Source organism: Patescibacteria group bacterium (assembly GCA_018830295.1).
Taxonomy (GTDB): Bacteria; Patescibacteriota; Minisyncoccia; order Portnoybacterales; family UBA2143; genus JAHJSM01.
On record JAHJSM010000002.1, the window covers coordinates 180,268 to 196,035 of the forward strand.

Below are 15,768 nucleotides of genomic sequence, written 5' to 3' on the forward strand. Positions count from 1 at the left end.
TATTCAGCTACTATTCGGCTATCGGATAGCCGAATTATTAAGCGTTGTTTGTGGAGGCGCTTTCTAAAATTTGGAAGATTTTTTCTTTAATCATTGTCTCGCGGATATATTCGCGGACTGCTTCAGGGTTGACCTTCTCCGCAAGGTCGGGATTGTTGGCATATGCTTTGAGCATCTGCTCCGCCTGCTCTTCTAATTCTTTCTCATCAACTTCAATTTTTTCTAACTTATTAATCTCTCTAATAATTAAATTAAATTTAACCCGATTCTCCGCGTTTTGATGCCAACCCTTGCGAATTTCATCTTTGTTCGCTTTTGTCTTTTTCAGATAATCGTCAAATTTAATGCCCGTCCTTTCAACGCTGTTTTGAAGTTCTTTCATCATTAAATTTAATTCCTCTTCCAGCAATAATTCAGGAACATCCATTTCGCTTTCTTTAATAACTTGCCCAATAATTTTTTCTCTCAATTCCCCGCGCGCCTTCGTTTCTGCCTCTCTTTCAAGCCATTTTTTAATATCTTTCTTTAAACTTTCCAAATCTTTAAACTCGCCGAACGATTTGGCGAATTCATCGTCAATCTTTGGCAATTCCACTTTTTGGACTAAGCAGACCTTAACCCTGAAATCAACTTTTTTGCCTTCCAATTTTTCGCTTTGATATTTTTCCGGAAAAACGACGCTAAATTCTTTTTCCTCGCCTTCTTTTAATCCGATTAAATTATCTTCAAACCCGGGAACAAATCGCGACTCGCCGATAATGAGAGGGTGTTTTTTACCTCCTCCGTTTTCCACTTTTTCTCCGTTGAGAGAGGCATCAAAATCTATTTCCAACCGGTCGCCTTTTTGGGACGCTTCTTTGGTTGTGATAAATTTCGCTTTTTGTTTCCGCAATTTTTCCAATTCTCCGTCTACCTGCTTATCTTTAATTTTAACTTTCTCTAATTTAAATTTTATTTTTTTGTAATCCGAAAGTTTAACTTCGGGCAAAACCGTCACAACCGCCTTGTATTCCAAGGGGTTGCCTGGCGCGATTTTAGTAATCGCGATTTCGGGCGAGCCGATAACTTCCAAATTGTTTTCTTTGAGCACTTGCGGATATGTTTCTCTAATCGCAATTTCGCCCGCTTCTTGGCATACTCCCATTTCGCCGATATGTTGCTTAACAATATCAGCCGGAGTTTTCCCCGGGCGAAATCCATCAACTTTTATTTGTTTTGAAATTTCCGATAACGCTTTTTGGGTGTATCCCTCCATTTTTTCGGCTGAAATTTCCACTTCAATTTCTTTTTGCGACTTAGGTAAATCTTTAATTTGTGTTTTCATAATAGTTTCTTATTCAAAAGCGGGGCGATTTGCTTTTTTCTGGAAACGACTTTTTCCAAAAGCATCGTTCCCCCGCTGATTTTGCCGCCAAAGACGGCTTTTGCTAATTTTTCTTCTCTGTCTCCTAAAAGATAAAGATGGGTTTCTTCTTTGAGAATATCAACGACGCCGAAAAAAAGATAGTCCAGCCCGTCTTTCTTTTTCTTCTTTTTCAGCGCGTCCATCATCACCGCTTTCTTTTCGTTGACGCTCGCGGCGTCCACGGTCTCCCAAACGCCGATGCCGACTTTGCTTTTGCCCATCTGATAGAATTTATAGTCCTTCTCAATAATTTCCTCTGTTTTAACGCCCTTCAAAGATGATTTCGCCTTAAACATATCCTCCGCCAGTTTTTTAATATTTATCTTCGCTATTTTATTTAATTCTTTGACGATTTTTTTATCCTCCTCTGTTGTCGTCGGCGAATTAAAAAACAAAGTATCGGAAACAATCGCGGCAATCATTAAAAAGGATACATCTGCGGTTATCTTTATTCTCTTTTCTAAAAGGATTTTATAGAGAACGGAACAAGAGGACCCCAACGGCTCCACTCGGCTGTAAATCGGTTTCGCCGATTTTAGACCGCCTAAATTGTGATGGTCAATGACCGCGATTAAATTATTTTCATCCACTCCCTGAATGATTTGGCTCGGCTCGGTCGTGTCAACTAAAATCACTTTTTCCGTTTTGACTTCATTAATTTTTGACGGCAAAGCGATTTTCGTCGTTTTAGGCAAAAGGTCTAAAATGAATTTCGTTTCGTTATTCAAATCCCCCGCTCTTTTCGCTTCCGCCTCAACGCCAAAAATCTTCTCGCCATAAAAAGCGGCAACCGCCGCCGCGACAACCGAATCCGTATCAGGACACAAATGCCCCAAAACAATTGTCTTATTTTTCATAAACCTATATTACATAATTCTGGTCTTTCGGTCAACGGACATCCGGGGACAGTCCCCGCGGCAGGGACTGTCCCCTTGTTTTTTTTGTGGTATAATACAATCATGGTGGATAAAAATAAATTCGGCTTTCGTAAAGCCGAATGGGAAATTATGAAAAAGAATGATGGAGGGATAATTGAATTGGAGGAGGAGAGGGCGAGAAAGAAGGCGGCTGTTCGGGAGAGGAAGAAGAAACCGAAGATGAAGGTCTCGGGAAAGAGCGTCTTTGGGTTGCAGAAGATTATGCGCAAGCATCAGGGGGCTGCCCCCGCCGCGGGGGCAGCCCCCAAATTCCCTTAACTCCTTGACCTGTTTTTTGTTCTGTGATAAATTACATATAGTTGAAATGAAGTTTATTGTTCAAATTTTAATTAATGCTTTGGCTATTTTCTTAGCCGACTATTTAGTGCCTGGATTTAATTTTGAAGGCGATATTTTAGCGTTTTTAATTGCTGGGTTAGTTTTGGGATTAATTAATATTTTTGTCCGCCCCATTCTCCGCTTTATTTCAACCCCTTTAATTGTTTTAAGTTTAGGACTCTTTATTTTAATTATTAACATTATTTTACTTTGGCTCGCTGAATATTTTTTGCCCGAATTAACGATTGTTGGATTTTGGGCATATTTCTGGGGCATCTTGATTATCAGCGCGCTTAATATGGTTTTTGGACCAGGAAAGAAAAAAGAGGATTAAAAATCTTATGGAACTTACTTTATCAATTATTCAAATTGTGATCGCTTTGTCTTTAATTACAACCATTCTTCTCCAACAGAGAGGCGCGGGTGGCGCGGGGATTTTTGGCGGAAGCGGAGGCGGAGGCGGATATTATGCTAAAAGGGGTTTTGAAAAAATCCTTTTTACATCTTCTATTATTTTATCTTGTTTATTTATCGTGACTGCGTTTGTTAACTTGTTGATTTAGCGGTCATTATTTCTATTCGTACTCAATTGAACAAATTAATATCTCTTTTTAAGAGAACTATTAAAGCGCCTGGCGGACGGTGGCCGAGTTGGCGCCAGTTATCGTGTTGGCTTAAAGTTTTGCCTCGCAGGGAGCGGTGGCTTGCTCGCGGTTTTTCTTTTGTTATTATCGCTTCCATCGCCGCCTTGTTTTTCAGCGCCTATTGGTTCCAAACCCAAAGCGTCCCAAAGTCGGGCGGAAAATACACGGAAGGTATTTTGGGCCAGCCCCGATATATCAATCCTGTCTTGGCGCAAACCAACGACGCGGACCGCGATTTGGTTCGTCTTGTTTTTTCAGGCCTATTTAAATACGACGGGCAAGGCAATCTTATCCCCGACCTCGCGCGCGACTATACGGTTGAAACCGACGGACTAACATACAATGTTTTTCTTAAAGAAAATGTTTTTTGGCACAATGGCGAACCACTCAAAGCCGACGATGTCATTTTCACTATTAAAACCATTCAAAACCCTGAATACAGAAGTCCGCTTAAGGTTAATTGGCAAGGGGTCGTTATTGAAAAAGTTGACGATCTGACGATTCGTTTTAAATTAAATAATGTTTACGCGCCTTTTTTACATAATTTAACTGTTGCGATTCTGCCAAAACATCTTTGGTCTGGTATCTCGGCGCAGAATTTCGCTTTGGCGGAATACAACCTTAAGCCGATTGGCTCCGGGCCCTACCAATTTGAAAAATTAATCAAAGACAAGGATGGCAAGGTTGTGTCAATTGAATTAATTCGCAACGAACAATTTTATTTACAATCAGACAGTAACGGCGAAATTAAGCCATTTATTGAAAAAATTGCCTTAAAATTTTACAACAGCCAAACTGCCTTAATTGAAGCGAAACAAAAAGGACAAATTGACGGATTAAGTTTTCTCTCGGCAAACAACCAAACGGATTTGGAAAATAATTTGAATATCCATCAGATAAGTTTGCCTTCATATTACGCGCTCTTTTTTAATCAAACCAAAAGCAAACCCCTCGCCGACAAAACCGTTCGTTTGGCTTTGGCGCATAGCATTGATAAGGGAGAAATCATCAACCAGGTTTTGAACGGGCAAGGCGTTTCTGTTAACTCGCCTCTTTTAGAGGGATGGCCAAGTTGGACTTCTGAAACAAAAGTATATGACTTTTCGCCAGAACACGCGCGAAATATTTTAGAAGCGGAGGGCTGGAAGGACACGGACGAAGACGGATTTAGGGAAAAAACAATTGATGATGAAGAAGTTAAATTGGAAATAGGGCTTTTGACGACTAATTGGCCAGAATTAAGACAAACCGCGGAAATGATTAAAGGATACTGGGAAGAAATCGGAGTTAAAGTGAATTTGAGCATCGTTGACGCGGCGTCTGTCCAGCAGGACTACATCCGCCCGCGCGAGTATGACGCTTTACTTTTCGGCGAAGTTCTCGGCGCCGACCCCGACCCCTTCGCTTTCTGGCATTCATCGCAAAAGAAAGACCCGGGTCTTAATTTAGCGCTTTATCAAAACGACGACGCCGATAAACTTTTGGAAGACGCGCGGCAAGTGATGGACCAAGAAATTAGGACGCAAAAATATGTTGAATTCCAGAAAACACTAACTGAAAACATCCCCGCTATTTTCCTATACAGCGCGACTTATCTTTATCCAGTGGTTGAGAAAATAAAGGGAATTTCTATTGAACGAATCACCGACCATTCTCAAAGATTTTCCCAAGTTGAAGATTGGTATATTAGAACAAAGAGAGTGGAAAAATAAAAGAAATTAAAGTTATGAACTTAGAAAATATTAAACCTGGCATCCGTTATTTGGCGGAGATGGACAATATAATTTACGACCGCGAGTGGCTTGAAAGCGCGGGAGATTTGGGTTTGTATTTCATGTATCGCGATTTAGCGGAAAACGATGAAGACCGCGAAAAAGCAGTTAAAGAAAATTTAAGATACGACATTACTGTGATGCCAAATATGATGCTGGGGAAGGAATATAATAAAACAGCTGGACATGGTCATCCGCTCGTTTTAGAAACAGGACTAACCTATCCAGAAATATACGAGGTCTTAAGTGGAAAAGTTATTTTCCTTCTTCAGAAAATTAGCGGAAATGAAATAGATGATGTTTACGCAATTGAGGCGGGAGAAAACGACAAAGTAATTATTCCGCCAAATTACGAACATTTAATGTTTAATATCGGCGGCAAAGAATTAAAAACAGCAAATTGGATTTGCCGCGGATTTACATCAAATATTTACATAGGAGTTAAAGAAAAACATGGTTTTTGTTATTACGCCGTCAAGGATGACTTGGGAAAAATTGAATGGATTAAAAACGAAAACTACGCTGTCGTCCCGCCTATAAAATTTTTGGGGGCAAATATCGGTCTAGAAAAATTCGGCATAAGCAAAAAAGAAAAGTTATACGACCTAATTAAAACCCCCGAAAAACTCGGTTTCCTAAAAACCCCGCAGAATTATGAGTGGAAATAGATAAGGTTTGGGGACAGTCCCTCGCGGCGAGGGACTGTCCCCAATAATGCTAAGTTGGGGGCTGCCCCCGTTGCGGGGGCAGCCCCCAAATAAAAAAACCCGACTGGTTTTTGTAACCAATCGGGTTTCAGTTAAGGTAGCGCATTCTCCGAGACAGGAATTATTTTATAGTTTGTTTCTGTTTTTTTAACAATAAAGATTTCTGGAATATCTGACGGATTTGATTCTACATAATAAGCCCTATATTCATCCTTATCATCACCTCCTTTTAATAAAACAATTGGCCAATCGTCAATTTTATAATATATCTCTCCGTCTTTTAAATCAAAAAAATTGAGTGGAGTTCCTCTTTCGCTATAGCCACCACCCAAAAAAGACACCGAAGAAGCCGTCAATAACATACCCATAAAAATACCAGCAAAAAAACTAGCCAGTGGCATTTTTCTTGGTTTCTCTTGATTTTCCTCTCCCATAACACCCCCTCCTTATGTAAGAATTAATATTTAATTTTCAGTGTACTTTTCACATAATACAGCATAAAATAAAAATAGTCAAGGGCGAGTGGTGGAATTGGCAGACACGCATGGTTCAGGGCCATGTGGCAGCAATGCCTTGCGGGTTCAACTCCCGCCTCGCCCACGCGAAATAACTAACTCGGGGGCTGCCCCCGCAACGGGGGCAGCCCCCAAAATAACTATGAATAACAATAACAATAACAATAACACAAAACCTTCTCTAAAAACAGAAGGAAAACTTCGCATTATCCCTTTGGGCGGATTAGGCGAGGTCGGGCGGAATATGATGGTCTTTGAGTATAACGACCCTACTTTGCCTGACGGCGGCGATATTATTATCGTTGATTTGGGACTTCAATTCCCAGAGGAAGATATGCACGGGATTGATTATATCATCCCAAACACGGCGTATCTTAAGGATAAAATAAAAAAAATCCGTGGCATTATTATCACCCATGGCCACTACGACCATATTGGGGCAATCCCCCATTCTATGGCGCGATTAGGCAACCCGCCCATTTACACCGCCGCTTTAACGCGAGGGATTATTATGAAGAGGCAGGAGGATTTTCCAGACGCGCCGAAATTGGATATTCACCTCATTAAAAAAACCGATAAAATTAAACTTGGTTGTTTTAATATTGAATTTTTTCATGTTAATCACACTATTCCCGATGGAGTTGGATTGGTGATTGACACGCCCGTCGGACGAATTGTTCACACGGGCGACTTTAAGTTTGACCATAGCCCTATTGGCGATGAGCCAGCCAATATTTCACGAATTACTGAAATCGCCAGCAAGGGTGTTTTGGCTTTGATGTCGGACAGCACCTGCGCGGAAAAACCAGGTCATTCTATTTCGGAAAAAGAAATTCAGGACAATTTAGAATTAATTTTCAATGAGGCGCCTGGACGAATTATTATAGCGACATTCGCGTCTTTAATTAGTCGTATTCAAGAAGTCGTCACTTTAGCTGAAAAATCAGACCGTAAAATCGTTATTGAAGGATATAGCATGAAGGCCAATGTGGAAATCGCTCAACAACTTGGTTATCTAAAAATAGAGAAAGGGACGATCATCCCTGCTAAAAAAGCGGCTGATTATCCCCCTCAAAAAATAATTATCCTTTGCACTGGAGCGCAAGGCGAGGGAAACGCTGTTTTGATGCGGATTGTCAATAAAGAGCATAAATATATTAGAGTTCAAAGAGGCGACGCTATTATTTTTTCATCATCCGTCGTTCCTGGCAATGAAAGATCTGTCCAAAATTTGAAAGACACTTTTTGGAGACAAGGCGCCCGCGTTTATCATTATAAGATGATGGGCATTCACGCAGGAGGACACGCGCAAGAAGAAGAGTTAAAGATAATGATTAACCTGATGCGGCCTAAGTTTTTTATTCCAATTCATGGAAATTATTATATGCTTAAACTGCACGGAGAAATCGCTGAAAGCGTTGGCATACCTCCGCAAAATGTTATTGTGGGCGAAAATGGACTCGTCATTCTGGCGGACAAAGACCTGATTGAGTTAACTAAAGAGACCGCTCCGACAAATTATGTTATGGTTGACGGACTGGGAGTCGGCGATGTCGGGCAAGTCGTTTTGCGAGACCGACAAGCAATGGCGGCCGACGGAATGTTCGTGATTATTGCTGTGGTTGACGGCAAAACGGGCAAAGTTCGCGGCGAACCAGATATTATTTCGCGCGGATTTGTTTACTTGCGGGAATCAAAGGAACTGCTTAACCAGACAAGAAAGAAAACTAAAGAAATTATTAACAGCGCTTCTTCAGACGCAGGCGCGGCAAACTGGACCTACATTAAAGACAATGTTCGTGACAAAATCGGAAAATTCCTATACACTAAAACGCAAAGGCGGCCAATGGTTTTACCGGTAGTGATTAAGATATAATTCTTTAAAAATTGAATATGGAAATATGGAGGGAAAGGTCGAAACTTACTAATACAAGGAGATTTATTATTATGGAAAATAAGATAGAAGATTCAAGCAGCGGTCCTCAATTTGGCATGGAAAATCAGGGTGGCTGGGGCAAGCGCTTCAGAGAATGGCTTAATAGATATGGCAGTTCCGTGATTCTTCCAGTTGTCGCGCTTTTAATTTTAGCCGGCGGCATCTACTTATACGCTAATCAAAAATCTGAAGATGTAACGCTTTCATTGGGAGATAATCCAGCGATAAGTCAAGAAGAAGTAAATCAAGAAGAAGTGGTTGATTTAGAAGAAGAATTCACCTCTAAAGAAATTGAAGTCATTATTCCCGAATCAAGAAAAGAAAGTGGTTCGGTTATTGAAAAAGCGGTCAGAGGCGACAGCGTCACACGATTATCTCGCCGCGCTCTAAAAAGTTATACCGAAAACAACTCAGAAAATCTGACTAACGAGCATAAAATTTACATTGAGGATTATCTTAAAGACCAAGTTGGGTCAAGACCGTTAGAAGTTGGAGAGGAAATTACCTTTTCCGAAGATTTGATTAAAGAAGCAATTGACGCCTCTTTAGAATTATCACCAGAACAGTTAAAGAATCTTGAAAAATACAGCGCTTTAGTTGTTTCTTGGTAGAAAGATAAGATTAACAACGGACGAAACGACATAGTTCTTTCTTTGAAATTAAAATCTACAATCATAAAAGCCCCTAAAATAGGGGCTTTTATGATTCCCTGTGGGGGGGGCTGCCCCCGTTGCGGGGGCAGCCCCCCAAATTATTTAATCAAAATACTGCTTTTGGAAACCGTCCGCGTATATTAACGCTCGGCCGGCAATACTTAAAAGACCTTGCCAATATTTGCCGCCGATGTAAATAGCGTACGCCTTTCTTTCTGCCTCGTAAGTTTGCGCTGTCGCCCCCGCGTCGGCCAATTTAATAGCAGAAGCAGTAAAAGCGTCCATAGGAACCCACGGATTAGGCGGATTATTTCCCGTCATAGCGGCAACTCTGTCTTTATACGCCAGCCAAGTGGTCGGCATAAATTGGGCTATCCCCATCGCTCCTCCGCACCCCTGGTAAGCGCTTGGCTTAGCCGAGACGGGCTGTGTGTCGGGATTTAGACCTAACTCCTTGCAAATCTGCAAAAAGGCATTCTTGAGATTCGTCCCCATAGTAATATATCCCCGATTTAGATTACAATTATACATATCAGTCCGCCAATCACCCGTTCCAACATTGAGACCCAAACGGGATTCGTTTTCCAAAACACCTAAAAGATAAGCCGGTCTGATGCCCGTTTTCGCTCCGGCAAAAATAGCGCTGCGAACCATTTCTTCTTCTGTTAAATTATATTTCTCTAATAACGAAATCTGCCCTTTTATAAAAACTATTTCTTTCTGCGCGCCCTGAATCATTTGCTGATAAAGCCGTTCCTCTCCTTTGGTCTTGTCTAATAAGTCCTCTTTCTGCCCTTGCTTATTCTCAACAGTTCTTTTTTGCGCCAACTGCAGCGCTTTTAATTGATTTTGCGTCATCCTTTCTTCTTCTAAATCCTGTTTTTCCGCGTTTAGTTCCTCTCTTACCGCCCGGACGGCGCTTAAAACGCTTTGGATTTTTTCCTGCGCGCTTTCTAAAGCATTAATTTCATCAAAAAAATCGGAAAACTTTTCGTTTTTCAAAATCACCTCAAGGAGCGTTTCTTGGTCTCCGCGCGCGACCGTTCTAATATATTCCGCCAAAAGCCCTTTTTTCTCTTCTATATTGTCTTCAAGAGCGCTAATCTGACTGTCTATTTCCTGAATATTAAGCGCGCTTTCTTGAATAATCAAGTCCAGCTGTTTTACTTCCGCCTGAATTTTGCCAACTTCATTTTCTAAAATCTGAATTTCATTATTAAGCGTTTTGGATTTTTGCTGGTTTGTCTGAATGTTTTGTTCGTACTGGTCAATTTCTTCCTGTTTTTGCCTAATTTGATCCTCTAAATCGCGCTTAAGATCTTCTGAACTTGCTGCGCGAAGCAAAAAAGGCGTCGTTAAAAAAAGTATAAACAACGCCGATAAAAATAAATATTTTGCTGACAAATTACTCATTTCCTCCACCAGAAACATCGCCGCCTTCTTGGCCCTCTTCTTTCTTCTCTTTGCCCTTCTTTTCAACCTCAACTTCTTCAACTGACTCAGTCGGCGTCTGTTCCAATCCCTCTAATTCCGCGCTCGTTCGCGGAGGAACCACAGAAGCGATTATTTCTTCTAAGTTAGCAGTTACTTTAACATTCTCCGGAATTTTTAAATCCTTAAGGCGAATGTTGTCATTAAATGTCTTGATAATAGATATGTCCACTTCAATCTCTTTAGGCAAATTCTGCGGCAAAGCCCTTACTTCAATTGACTGAATGTTCTTAACCAAAACGCCGCCTTCGCTCTTAACCGCCATTGACTCGCCGACAAAAACCAAAGGAACTTCAACTTCTGTTTCTTCGTCCATTTTAATTTGATTAAAATCAACATGGATAATTTTTCCGCTCACGACATCTTTCGCCGCATCTTGAATTAAAACCACTCTTTCGTCTTCTTTTCCTCCATTGTTTATTTTCAATTTAACCAACGCGCTTGCGCCGGCTTTTTCATATATTTTTTTTAAATCTTGTTCATCAACGGCAAGCAAAAGGTTCTCAACTTCGCGGCCATACAAAACAGCGGGAACAAAACCTTGTTCCCTGATTTTCTCGTTTTTGCGCCCCGTCCCTTCGCGCATTTTTACTAAGAGTTCTAACATAAGCTAATCCTAACAAAAAAAGACCCTCTGGTCAAGAAGAAATAAGTAGTAAACTTTACAATTCTCGCGCGAGTTCTAATTTTCCCACGCGTTCCTTCAAATCATTTACCTCAAACTGCGGAGCCAAATTTCCCAATCTTAACTCAATCGCTTCATGCCCATCTTTCAATTCACTTAAATCATTCTTTACTTTAACCAAATCGTTTTTTACTTTATTAAACCCATAATCAACCGCCTCTAAAATAACCTTGCTTTGGCTCGCCAGCGCTTTATCTAAAGTTTTTTCTAAAGTTTCTTCTAAATCTTTTTTAGTAACGAATTGATTATCTTTATTTTTTCCTAACATTTTTATTTTCCTTTCTTAGACATTCTATCATAAAGAGCCAAAAACAACAAAACAAGATTGTGGATAAAATTCGGGGACAGTCCCCATTCAGAATGGGGACTGTCCCCTCTATGCTGATTTTTCAACCTCAATCGCTTGGACCGGACAGACATCAACCGCCTCCTGGGCGCATTTCAAATCGCCGCCATCCTTAAGGACCGCTTTATTGTCGCTGTCCATCTCAAAACAGTCCGAACAAACAGCGACGCAACTGCCGCACCCGATGCACTTATCTTTATCTATTTTTATTTTCATAATTATTTCAAAAAGGTTAAACAAAGAGAAATTAAAGGTCGGGTTTCTGAAGAAATTAAAGGTCAGACCTTTCAAAACGACATTATCGCGACTGCTTATTATTTAGTGACAAACTGATGGAAAGGTCTGACCTTAATTTTTCGCAGTTTTAAATGTCAGACCTTCTTATAGCTTTTACAATGGTTTCAATTCAATATTTTGATGAATTGGCGTTCCTTCGCTCGCCTCAAAATATGCCGAAACATAATTCGCGTAGCCCGCTCTTTCCGCTTTCAGATAATAAGTTCCTTCTGGAACCAAGAAAGAATACTGTCCTGTTTTATCGGTATCTTGAGGATTACTTTGGTCGTAAGAATGAGCCGACCAAATCTGCCAATCGTAAGTCGCTGGATTAAGCCAAAATAGAGTAACTTTCGCCCGTGGCAAACGCGCTTCAATAAATTCACCCGCGACCTTCGCCATTGCATAAACATATCCTTCCGGGTCAATCAACATTTCCGTTCCAATTTCCTTAATTGGCGCTTCTTGATATTCAATAATTGTCTTAAAAAAATAATTTCCGGATATTGGAGGAATCTGAATAACCGCCTCATAAATCCCGTCTTGATTATCATCGGCAAAAACATATTGCCCGACCAGCCAATCTTTGGCTTGGGCTTTTTGAATCACCGCCGCTTCAGCTACCTTAAAAGGAAACAATCCATTAGGCGCCTCACCATGCAGCCCGCCGGTAAAGAGTAGTTGCCCCTGGATTTGCTTAATTGTTTCGCCCGGCTTCGGTTTAATAAACGCCTTAACATTGACACCCGCGATTAAATTAATTTTATCCTCTTTGGTTTGACTTAATTTAATGCTCCCGTGAGTTGAACTAAAAAATATTTCTTCTTGTTTAATTAATTCTTTTTCTTCAACTTTTTCAACTTTTTCCACTTGAGAAATTTGCTTTTTAATTGGCGGCAATAAATCAACAATTTCTTTCATGGATGGCGGATTAAACAAAATCGCTATTTTTTTAACTTGATATTTTGCCATTTGATAAAAACTGGCTATTTTTTTAACTATTAATTTGGGCGCCTGAATAAAAATTGCTTGAACGACTTTTTTAGTTTGCCCGACAAAGCCAAAAACAACCGGTTTAACAAATTCATCAGTCAATGATTTCGCTATTTCCTCAAAAAAAGTAAATTTCGGCAGTTGAGGAATTTTTCTGACCTGTTCGGAAACTCGTTTGAGAATGTCTGGAATTTTTGAACGATGTTCTTCTGGGATAAGGTCGTACGGCTCCGCGGGAATTTCTTCTTCAACCTTCTCAACCTCTGGAATTTCCGGGACTTCCGGCTTAAACGGCCATTTTTCCTCCTTTTCAGACGGCTCAACTGCTTCGGCGAACTTGGTAATAATAACAAAATCAATTCTTATTTCTTCGCTCATTAAACCAGCCGCGTCTTGAACTTTAATTTTAATCCAATGTTTTCCATCTCTTAATGGAGTATCAATTTGATACAACCAGCCGCCATTTACATCCGCCATCGTCTGATAAACAATAAAATCATCAAGGGTAATAGTAATTTTAGCGTTCGGCTCGGCTGTCCCCCTAATCAATGGTGTATTATTATCTATCGTCTGTCCATCTTTCGGCTCAATCACCGCGGCCTTTTCTGGCGCGCTTATATCAAGAATAATGCTGTCGGAAATCGCTTTTGAAACTCCGCCTTGGGCTGAACGAAAGATAACATAAACAGTTTTCGCGCCATCGCCTTCGGGTAAAAACCAAATCTTGGAAGTTTGATAATCCTCCCAACTAATTCCAGAAAAATCATCCGAGTTTGAAATTGCCATTTGAATGGCGTTTTTGGCGAACAAAGAAAGATTGACCCTAACCGAAGACGCGTAGACATCCCCGTCATTGATTAATAGAGAAGCAGTCGGGGGCGGATTAGTCGGCAGTGGAGGACCAGCCGCGTTTATCTCAACAACACAGGCGGCGCTGCATAAGTCGCCCGATACGGTATTTCCGTCGTCGCATCCTTCGCTCCCTTCAATCACTCCGTTGCCGCATCGAATCGTCACCCAATCAGTTTTCACTTTATAATCAACGGTCAAGCAAGAATCGCCATCCGAACAATTAAAACTAATCCAGCCCGTATTTTCGCCCCAGGCGTAACCCGAAAAATAGCCGTTTGTGTCAATGCTCACTCCCCCGCCAGTCGGATTAAAATTGACCCAGCCCGTATTTTCGCCCCAGGCGTATCCTGACAAAATACCGCCCGTAGTATTGCTAACTCCTCCCTCGCTTGGATTCAAATTAAGCCAGCCCCCGTTTTCAAACCAAGCGTATCCAGTCAATCCAGAATCCGTCACCTGAACATTGCCATCGCTATCCCCAAAATTCACCCAACCCAAATTTTCCGACCAAGCGTATTTATCAGCAGAATCTATCATTTCTGTGGTACCAGAAGCTAAAACAGTTAATGGAAAAACTATAAAAAACAACGATAAGATACCGCAGATTACTACAGATTTCGCTGGTTTTACAACTACTTGCGCGTTTTTCATTAAAGTAATTCCCAATGCCCTGCTCTTTTAGTTCCCACAAACTTAATTTTTCCGTCTTTTTTTAAATCTTTTAAATCTCTTTCTATTGTTTTTTCGGTAACTCCTATTTCTTTAGCTAAAGAAATATAAGTAAACTTTTTCTTACTTTTAATCTTATTAATAATAATTTGTTTTCTTTTGTCTTTACCGACATCTTTACCGACATCTTTACCGACATCTTTACCGACATCTTTTTTAGTAAATTCTTTGCTAAAAGCTGCTACCTCAAATCCCCCGCTAACTTCTTTAAAGTCCAACCCCTTTAAGCCGTGTTCTCTAAACTGATCAATTGCCTTTTTAATTCCGCTACCATATCTCTCAATCAAACCACAATCCCTGAAAATCTCCGCAACTAATTTATTTCTTGGGCAAGATCTTTCAGTGCCTCTTTTAATGTTTTCTAAACTTAAATCATAAGGCAACTTGCCAATATTCCAAAAAATTAATTTATCTGGATAAACTCTAAATTGTGAATGCGCGCCTTCCCTATAATCTCTATGGACAATAGCATTAATTACAATCTCTCTTAAAGCGGTAATTGGATACTGCCATTTTTCTTCTCTTCTGGGCTTACCTGTAAAAACATATTCTTTTAAAATATAACTTTCAATAAAATCCATTACTTCCTCAACCTCAGCAATCAAATCGTTTCTAATAATTTTACTCTTTTTAATTATAGTGTCGGTTTGAAAAAGCCCTATTTGAATATCTGTCTGCCTCAATGGCTTTTTGGAAAATAATAACATACTGGCAAAACTAGGATATTCATTTCCATCCTCTTCAACAATCAAAGAATATTTTCTTAAAAAACTTAGATTATCTCCTAAACTAATGCTTAAATTTTCTTCAATTATTGCTTTAACTTGAGAAATTTTGTCTTGGTTTAGTTTATCTAAGTCAGCATCTTTATCCGCGTAAAAATCCCAGCTGGAATTCTTAGTCCTTAAATACATTTCAGCCACATCTTGCAAGGACAGAATATGATTACTATTATTCTTTCTAATATAATAACGATTTTTAAAAGACACGGGCTTTAAAGGAAATTCTAAAACTTCAAAAATAATTATTATTTTATTTTTAAAATTAACTTGATAAGCATTAACATTCAAATAGGGCTGAGTTTTATTTTTAATTTCATTAGCCCATTTTTGAATACTTTCTTTGTTAATTTTAACTCCCGCAATTTTGCCATTATCACCAACGCCAAGTAAAACTTTTCCGCCTTTAAAATTAGCAAACGCAACCAAACTTATAATAACTTCATCTGCAAAATCCCTTTTAAATTCAATATTCTCGTTTTCTCCATCTTTGATAATTTTCAAAATTTCTTTTTTCATTGTTTTGCTAATCAAATATTATGGTATTATAAAACTATATCTTAATAATCTTCTCTATGCCAAATTATACCACAAAATCAAATAACACCCAAAAATCCGCGCAATACGAGAGAGAGAGAGAGAGAGAGAGAGAGAGAGAGAGAGAGAGAGAGAGAGAGAGAGAGAGAGAGAGAGAGAGAGAGAGAGAGAGAGAGAGAGAGAGAGAGAGAG

At 39.9% G+C, this 15,768-nt stretch carries 16 protein-coding genes and 1 tRNA gene; 8 read left to right on the forward strand and 9 right to left on the reverse strand.

Features of this window, described 5'->3' with window-relative positions; all coding sequences use genetic code 11:
- Positions 1-37: 37 nt before the first annotated feature.
- Positions 38-1,324 (reverse strand): trigger factor, encoded by a 1,287-nt coding sequence (tig, locus tag KKF19_03640; GenBank protein MBU2580017.1) that lies wholly within the window; start codon positions 1,322-1,324, stop codon positions 38-40.
- Positions 1,321-2,262, reverse strand: a complete 942-nt coding sequence (locus KKF19_03645; protein ID MBU2580018.1) for a manganese-dependent inorganic pyrophosphatase — start codon at positions 2,260-2,262, stop codon at positions 1,321-1,323. Before KKF19_03645 ends, tig begins: the two co-directional genes overlap by 4 nt.
- 102 nt (positions 2,263-2,364) lie before the next feature.
- On the opposite strand from KKF19_03645, the gene KKF19_03650 reads away from it, so the two are divergent.
- From KKF19_03650 to KKF19_03670, 5 genes are read left to right on the forward strand one after another with little or no spacing between them, the layout of a single operon-like run.
- The gene (locus tag KKF19_03650) at positions 2,365-2,601 is read left to right on the forward strand and encodes a hypothetical protein (protein ID MBU2580019.1); all 237 of its coding nucleotides are present in this window, start codon (positions 2,365-2,367) and stop codon (positions 2,599-2,601) included.
- Positions 2,602-2,647: 46 nt separating this feature from the next.
- Positions 2,648-2,995, forward strand: a complete 348-nt coding sequence (locus tag KKF19_03655; protein MBU2580020.1) for a phage holin family protein — start codon at positions 2,648-2,650, stop codon at positions 2,993-2,995.
- 7 nt (positions 2,996-3,002) lie between these two features.
- Entirely contained in the window at positions 3,003-3,224 is a 222-nt protein-coding gene (gene secG / locus KKF19_03660) for a preprotein translocase subunit SecG (protein MBU2580021.1), read from the forward strand.
- Positions 3,225-3,250: 26 nt separating this feature from the next.
- A complete protein-coding gene (locus KKF19_03665; GenBank protein ID MBU2580022.1) occupies positions 3,251-5,017 on the forward strand; it encodes a hypothetical protein in 1,767 nt (588 codons plus the stop codon).
- Positions 5,018-5,031: 14 nt separating this feature from the next.
- A complete protein-coding gene (locus tag KKF19_03670) occupies positions 5,032-5,745 on the forward strand; it encodes a glucose-6-phosphate isomerase (GenBank protein MBU2580023.1) in 714 nt (237 codons plus the stop codon).
- Between the two features lie 131 nt (positions 5,746-5,876).
- Here the strand turns inward: KKF19_03670 and KKF19_03675 are convergent, their stop codons facing one another.
- Positions 5,877-6,218 (reverse strand): hypothetical protein, encoded by a 342-nt coding sequence (locus KKF19_03675; GenBank protein ID MBU2580024.1) that lies wholly within the window; start codon positions 6,216-6,218, stop codon positions 5,877-5,879.
- An 82-nt stretch (positions 6,219-6,300) separates the two neighbouring features.
- Here KKF19_03675 and KKF19_03680 point away from each other — a divergent pair.
- The 3 genes from KKF19_03680 (at position 6,301) to KKF19_03690 (ending at position 8,846) form a co-directional block, all read left to right on the forward strand.
- Positions 6,301-6,384: transfer RNA gene (locus tag KKF19_03680), tRNA-Leu, on the forward strand.
- Positions 6,385-6,441: 57 nt separating this feature from the next.
- Entirely contained in the window at positions 6,442-8,175 is a 1,734-nt protein-coding gene (locus KKF19_03685; GenBank protein MBU2580025.1) for a ribonuclease J, read from the forward strand.
- Positions 8,176-8,246: 71 nt separating this feature from the next.
- A complete protein-coding gene (locus KKF19_03690) occupies positions 8,247-8,846 on the forward strand; it encodes a hypothetical protein (protein MBU2580026.1) in 600 nt (199 codons plus the stop codon).
- A gap of 144 nt (positions 8,847-8,990) precedes the next feature.
- Here the strand turns inward: KKF19_03690 and KKF19_03695 are convergent, their stop codons facing one another.
- From KKF19_03695 to KKF19_03720, 6 genes are all read right to left on the reverse strand, one after another.
- Positions 8,991-10,301, reverse strand: a complete 1,311-nt coding sequence (locus tag KKF19_03695; protein ID MBU2580027.1) for a lytic murein transglycosylase — start codon at positions 10,299-10,301, stop codon at positions 8,991-8,993.
- Complete coding sequence (locus tag KKF19_03700) at positions 10,294-10,986, reverse strand: 50S ribosomal protein L25 (protein ID MBU2580028.1); 693 nt, start codon at positions 10,984-10,986, stop codon at positions 10,294-10,296. The genes KKF19_03695 and KKF19_03700 overlap by 8 nt, the downstream gene beginning before the upstream one ends.
- A gap of 55 nt (positions 10,987-11,041) precedes the next feature.
- Positions 11,042-11,332: a hypothetical protein gene (locus tag KKF19_03705; GenBank protein ID MBU2580029.1), complete on the reverse strand. Its 291-nt coding sequence runs from the start codon at positions 11,330-11,332 to the stop codon at positions 11,042-11,044.
- Between the two features lie 108 nt (positions 11,333-11,440).
- Entirely contained in the window at positions 11,441-11,626 is a 186-nt protein-coding gene (locus KKF19_03710) for a ferredoxin (GenBank protein MBU2580030.1), read from the reverse strand.
- 174 nt (positions 11,627-11,800) lie between these two features.
- Positions 11,801-14,182, reverse strand: a complete 2,382-nt coding sequence (locus KKF19_03715) for a hypothetical protein (protein MBU2580031.1) — start codon at positions 14,180-14,182, stop codon at positions 11,801-11,803.
- Positions 14,182-15,558 (reverse strand): putative DNA binding domain-containing protein, encoded by a 1,377-nt coding sequence (locus KKF19_03720; protein MBU2580032.1) that lies wholly within the window; start codon positions 15,556-15,558, stop codon positions 14,182-14,184. Before KKF19_03720 ends, KKF19_03715 begins: the two co-directional genes overlap by 1 nt.
- Between the last annotated feature and the right edge of the window lie 210 nt (positions 15,559-15,768).

What these genes read in the sequence shown, in the direction of transcription:
- tig (MBU2580017.1), bottom strand. Translation starts at nt 1,324, where the DNA reads ATGAAAACACAAATTAAAGATTTACCTAAGTCGCAAAAAGAAATTGAA.
- KKF19_03645 (MBU2580018.1), bottom strand. Translation starts at nt 2,262, where the DNA reads ATGAAAAATAAGACAATTGTTTTGGGGCATTTGTGTCCTGATACGGAT.
- KKF19_03650 (MBU2580019.1), top strand. Translation starts at nt 2,365, where the DNA reads ATGGTGGATAAAAATAAATTCGGCTTTCGTAAAGCCGAATGGGAAATT.
- KKF19_03655 (MBU2580020.1), top strand. Translation starts at nt 2,648, where the DNA reads ATGAAGTTTATTGTTCAAATTTTAATTAATGCTTTGGCTATTTTCTTA.
- secG (MBU2580021.1), top strand. Translation starts at nt 3,003, where the DNA reads ATGGAACTTACTTTATCAATTATTCAAATTGTGATCGCTTTGTCTTTA.
- KKF19_03670 (MBU2580023.1), top strand. Translation starts at nt 5,032, where the DNA reads ATGAACTTAGAAAATATTAAACCTGGCATCCGTTATTTGGCGGAGATG.
- KKF19_03675 (MBU2580024.1), bottom strand. Translation starts at nt 6,218, where the DNA reads ATGGGAGAGGAAAATCAAGAGAAACCAAGAAAAATGCCACTGGCTAGT.
- KKF19_03685 (MBU2580025.1), top strand. Translation starts at nt 6,442, where the DNA reads ATGAATAACAATAACAATAACAATAACACAAAACCTTCTCTAAAAACA.
- KKF19_03690 (MBU2580026.1), top strand. Translation starts at nt 8,247, where the DNA reads ATGGAAAATAAGATAGAAGATTCAAGCAGCGGTCCTCAATTTGGCATG.
- KKF19_03695 (MBU2580027.1), bottom strand. Translation starts at nt 10,301, where the DNA reads ATGAGTAATTTGTCAGCAAAATATTTATTTTTATCGGCGTTGTTTATA.
- KKF19_03700 (MBU2580028.1), bottom strand. Translation starts at nt 10,986, where the DNA reads ATGTTAGAACTCTTAGTAAAAATGCGCGAAGGGACGGGGCGCAAAAAC.
- KKF19_03705 (MBU2580029.1), bottom strand. Translation starts at nt 11,332, where the DNA reads ATGTTAGGAAAAAATAAAGATAATCAATTCGTTACTAAAAAAGATTTA.
- KKF19_03710 (MBU2580030.1), bottom strand. Translation starts at nt 11,626, where the DNA reads ATGAAAATAAAAATAGATAAAGATAAGTGCATCGGGTGCGGCAGTTGC.
- KKF19_03715 (MBU2580031.1), bottom strand. Translation starts at nt 14,182, where the DNA reads ATGAAAAACGCGCAAGTAGTTGTAAAACCAGCGAAATCTGTAGTAATC.
- KKF19_03720 (MBU2580032.1), bottom strand. Translation starts at nt 15,558, where the DNA reads ATGAAAAAAGAAATTTTGAAAATTATCAAAGATGGAGAAAACGAGAAT.